The 3,827-nt window shown below is 67.0% G+C and carries 4 protein-coding genes and 1 rRNA gene; 4 read left to right on the top strand and 1 reads right to left on the bottom strand.

Going from position 1 to position 3,827, the window contains the following annotated elements; all coding sequences use genetic code 11:
- Nucleotides 1–154: 154 nt before the first annotated feature.
- The 3 genes from VHR41_18720 (at nucleotide 155) to VHR41_18710 (ending at nucleotide 2,333) form a co-directional block, all read left to right on the top strand.
- The gene (locus VHR41_18720) at nucleotides 155–340 is read left to right on the top strand and encodes a hypothetical protein (protein HEX3236231.1); all 186 of its coding nucleotides are present in this window, start codon (nucleotides 155–157) and stop codon (nucleotides 338–340) included.
- A gap of 163 nt (nucleotides 341–503) precedes the next feature.
- Complete coding sequence (locus VHR41_18715) at nucleotides 504–911, top strand: TM2 domain-containing protein (protein HEX3236230.1); 408 nt, start codon at nucleotides 504–506, stop codon at nucleotides 909–911.
- Between the two features lie 60 nt (nucleotides 912–971).
- Nucleotides 972–2,333: an MATE family efflux transporter gene (locus VHR41_18710; GenBank protein HEX3236229.1), complete on the top strand. Its 1,362-nt coding sequence runs from the start codon at nucleotides 972–974 to the stop codon at nucleotides 2,331–2,333.
- Between the two features lie 27 nt (nucleotides 2,334–2,360).
- On the opposite strand, the gene VHR41_18705 is transcribed toward VHR41_18710, so the two are convergent.
- Nucleotides 2,361–2,894: a ferritin-like domain-containing protein gene (locus VHR41_18705; protein ID HEX3236228.1), complete on the bottom strand. Its 534-nt coding sequence runs from the start codon at nucleotides 2,892–2,894 to the stop codon at nucleotides 2,361–2,363.
- Between the two features lie 792 nt (nucleotides 2,895–3,686).
- Between VHR41_18705 and VHR41_18700 the strand changes: the two genes are divergently transcribed.
- Nucleotides 3,687–3,827, top strand: a 16S ribosomal RNA gene (locus VHR41_18700); the annotation flags it as partial.

Genomic DNA, 3,827 nt, shown 5'->3' with positions numbered 1-3,827 from the left:
GCCCCTCCCCCGCTCCCGCAGATCCAGGCACATGAACGACCATAGTCCAATAGGCTCAACCGAGCCTCAACGCTGGCCCGGTCGTGAGCGCCGGCGCTGGCCGCGGGAGCCAGCCGCGCCGGGGCGGGTCATCGGCTGGGCCCGTGCCCGCCCTGTGGCAACCCGCGTGCTCTACCGGCTCACGGCAGGCGTCTGGTATCCGGTCCGAGACCGGAACCCGGAGGCCCTCCGGCCGGAGCCGCTCGAGGGGTATGTCTGGGTGGAGGTGTACGATCGGCTGGAGCACGTCTGGCTCGAGCACGTGGAGGTGCGCCTGGGTGCCGAGAACCCCACCGCGTGAGCTGTGGGTCGGAGGTTCGAATCCTCCCGGGCGCATCCTTTCACCCTGTACCTTCCAGCCATCTGCTCCCGCGCCGAGTCCCGATCCGCCTCGGCTCTCCCCAGCCCGCGCTCGCCCGGCTCTCACCGTGGACACCGTCCACGGAACCGGAGATATTCTGCCTATGGATCCCACCCTCGCGCGCTCGTCCGAACCCTCCGACCGTTCCCGCGGCGTGGCGCTGGCCCTGGCGAGCCTGCTGGGCCCCTTCGGCGCCCACCGATTCTACGTCGGCAAGACCGGGACCGGGCTGGCGATGCTGCTCACCCTGGGCGGCGCGGGCATCTGGTACCTCTACGATCTCATCCTGGTCGCGGGCGGATCGTTCCGTGACGCCGAAGGCCGGCTGGTCACCCGCTGGGACCCGGAGCAGCCGTCCAGCGATTCGGAGCTGAGACGCGAGGTGTTCCTCGAGCTCGACGCCATGCGGTCCGAGATGGCCGAGCTCACCGAACGGGTCGATTTCGCCGAGCGGCTGCTGGCCAAGCCTCGGCCCCACGAAGGGGCCGATCACTCCGCCTTTCCCTCCTGAATGACGCCGCCCGATCCCGCTGCCGGTCGGCGCTCGCCCCGGCGGGCCGAGCTGCGCGCCATGCTTCGGCTGGCCACTCCCGTGGTCCTCATCCAGCTCGGGATGATGAGCATGGGCGTGGTGGACACCGTGATGGTGGGGCACCTCTCCACCGTGGCGCTTGCCGCCGTGGCCCTGGGCAATCTCTACTTCTTCGTGTTCGCCGTATTCGGCATGGGCACCCTGATGGTGCTCGACCCCGTCGTCGCCCAGGCCGTAGGCGCACGGGACGAGCCGGCCATTGCCCGGGGGATCCAGCGTGGTGTCCTCCTGGCCTGCCTGCTCACGGTTCCTGCGGCCGTGCTCCTGGCGCTGGCGAAACACCTCCTCGCCTTGGCCCACCAGCCTCCGGAGATCCTCCCGCTCGCCGCGGCCTTCAGCGTGCGGATGGCGCCCGGCGTGCTCCCGTTCTACCTGTTCGTGGTCTTTCGGCAGAGCCTGCAGGCCATGCGGCACACGGTGCCCATCCTGATCGCGATCGTGCTCGCCAACCTGCTGAACGCGCTGCTCAACTGGGTCCTCATCTTCGGACACTTGGGCGTGCCGGCGATGGGCGTCGTCGGCTCCGCCTGGGCCACGACGGCGAGCCGCTGGGTGCTGGTGGCCGGTCTGCTGTCGCTCTCCTGGATCCACCTCCGGGCCTATCTCCGGCCGGTCCGAGCCGAGATCTGGCACCTCGCGCCGCTCGGCCGGATGCTCCGCCTCGGACTGCCGATCGGCAGCCAGTTCGTGCTCGAGTTCGGCGCGTTCGCGTTCGTCGCCCTCATGATGGGATGGCTGGGCACGCGCCAGATGGCCGGCCATCAGGTGGCGATCAACCTTGCCTCCCTCACCTTCATGGTGCCCCTGGGCGTTGCCGACGCCGCCTCCGTCCTGGTCGGCCACGCGGTTGGCCGGCGCGACCCGGCTGGCGCCCGCGGCGCGGCATGGGCGGCGCTGACCTGCGGCGCCAGCTTCATGGCGATGACCGGCCTGCTTTTCCTGACGCTGCCCGGGCCACTCGCCCGGCTCTACAGCCAGGATTCGGGCGTCATCACAGTGGCCGTCCTCCTCATCCGCGTGGCGGGCGTGTTCCAGGTGTTCGACGGGTTGCAGGCGGTGGCTGGCGGGATTCTCCGCGGCCTGGGACAGACTCGCGTGGCGATGACCGGAAACCTGCTGGGATACTGGCTCGTGGGTCTGCCGGTGAGCTACTACCTGTGCTTCATCGCGGGCTGGGGGCCGGTGGGACTCTGGTGGGGGCTGGTGCTGGGGCTCGGACTGGTGGCCGCCTTCCTCCTTACCCGGGTTCGACTCGGGCTCGGCCGGCAGCAGCAGCGGGTCATGATCGACCCAGTGCCGCCGCCGGCTGCCCTCGACCGGTCTGTCCCGTCTGTCCCGTGATCGCGTGCGCCGCTGGACCTCTCACGATCAGAACGAGGTCTCCCGCTCGACCTCCTCGCCTTCCTCCGGCGACGCCGCCTCCTGATTGATCACGCTTTCGGCCAGTGCGGTGAGCTTCTGATCGGTGGTCTCCTCCTCGTCCAGGTTCTGGCCCAGCAGCTCGTGCACCTGATCGTAGCCCAGCATTTCCGCGTAGGTGCAGACGCAGCCGTAGCTCGCGATCTCATAGTGCTCCACCTTCTGGGCCGCCGCGATCAGGCCCGCGTCCATCACGGCCGCTTCCGCGTCTTCCTCCATCATCTTCTTGCCTTCCTCCAGCAGCCCCGCCATCCCGTCACACTTCCGCCCCCTGGCCGGGACGCCGAGCAGCTTGAAGACCTGCTCGAGGCGCTTGACCTGGCCCTCGGTCTGCTGCCGGTGGGCCTCGAACGCCTGCTTGAGCTCGGGATAGGTCGCGGCCTTGGTCATCTTCGGCAGGGCCTTCAGAATCTGGCTTTCCGCGTTGTAGATATCCTGCAGTTCATGGACGAGGAGGTCGTCCAGAGATGAGAGCTTCGGCATCGGAGTCTCCTTGCGAAGTACGTGCTGGCTCCTGGAGTGCGACTGCACGGCGGTCACACCTCAAAAGGGGATCGGAGTGCGATCGACGCTGATATCACCGGGGCATCGGCGACAACCTACCCGCGCGTGATCCGCACCAACTGTGTCCCAGGTCACCACGGTTGGCCTGCTACGGGTCCGACTCGGTTGGGCCGGGAGGTCGGTTGGCTGGCGTGAACGACCGCTTCCGTGTCGGCGCTCGGTTGCTCTTGCGTGGCCCTGGGACGCCTGTTAGAATGGCGGTCCCCCACGCTGATCGAAACGAACGCGATCCTGCTGCCCCGCAAAAGGATAGGCGCGAGGCAGCGAACATCGACCTGCGGGCGTGGGGGAGATGAGCACCGATCGATCCGCGCTGGGCGGGGGTGGTGGCTGGGGCGGCGAAGACTCTTTGAATCTCCGGACGGTCTCACCCTTGACACCCCGAGGCGCTTCGGTAATTTATCGGGCTCGCCCGGAATATGGGCGGTTTTGGGGGGTAGTGGGGGAATCCATTCGCCTGACGTGATTTACCCCTTGACCAATGCCCGAAACGCGTTATAATTGGGGGCTATCGGCGAAAGCAGTTGTTGCCGAAGCAACACGGCTCTTTGACGCTCTTTGACAAGTGATGTGAGTGAGTAGTGTGGAGTGCGGACCCTACGATCCGAGCGGACACAGAGGCCGGTCGGATAGGGTTTAACTCTGATCTACGTGATTCGGACGACAAGCAGGACCAGGTCGTTCGACTGGAGCTGTTCAAATGATCCAACATCATTGGAGAGTTTGATCCTGGCTCAGGACGAACGCTGGCGGCGTGCCTAACACATGCAAGTCGAACGGGACCGGGGGCAACTCCGGTTCAGTGGCGGACGGGTGCGTAACACGTGAGGAACATGACTTTCGGTGGGGGAT

Source organism: Gemmatimonadales bacterium (assembly GCA_036265815.1).
In the GTDB taxonomy this organism is placed as follows: domain Bacteria; phylum Gemmatimonadota; class Gemmatimonadetes; order Gemmatimonadales; family GWC2-71-9; genus CAVVWJ01.
The sequence above is the reverse complement of the archived record's forward strand: the minus strand, read 5'-3'. Positions and strand labels throughout refer to the sequence as shown.

Bases quoted from the DNA above. Each gene is read 5' to 3' on its own strand.
- VHR41_18715 (HEX3236230.1), top strand. From the start codon at position 504: ATGGATCCCACCCTCGCGCGCTCGTCCGAACCCTCCGACCGTTCCCGC.
- VHR41_18710 (HEX3236229.1), top strand. From the start codon at position 972: ATGCTTCGGCTGGCCACTCCCGTGGTCCTCATCCAGCTCGGGATGATG.
- VHR41_18705 (HEX3236228.1), bottom strand. From the start codon at position 2,894: ATGCCGAAGCTCTCATCTCTGGACGACCTCCTCGTCCATGAACTGCAG.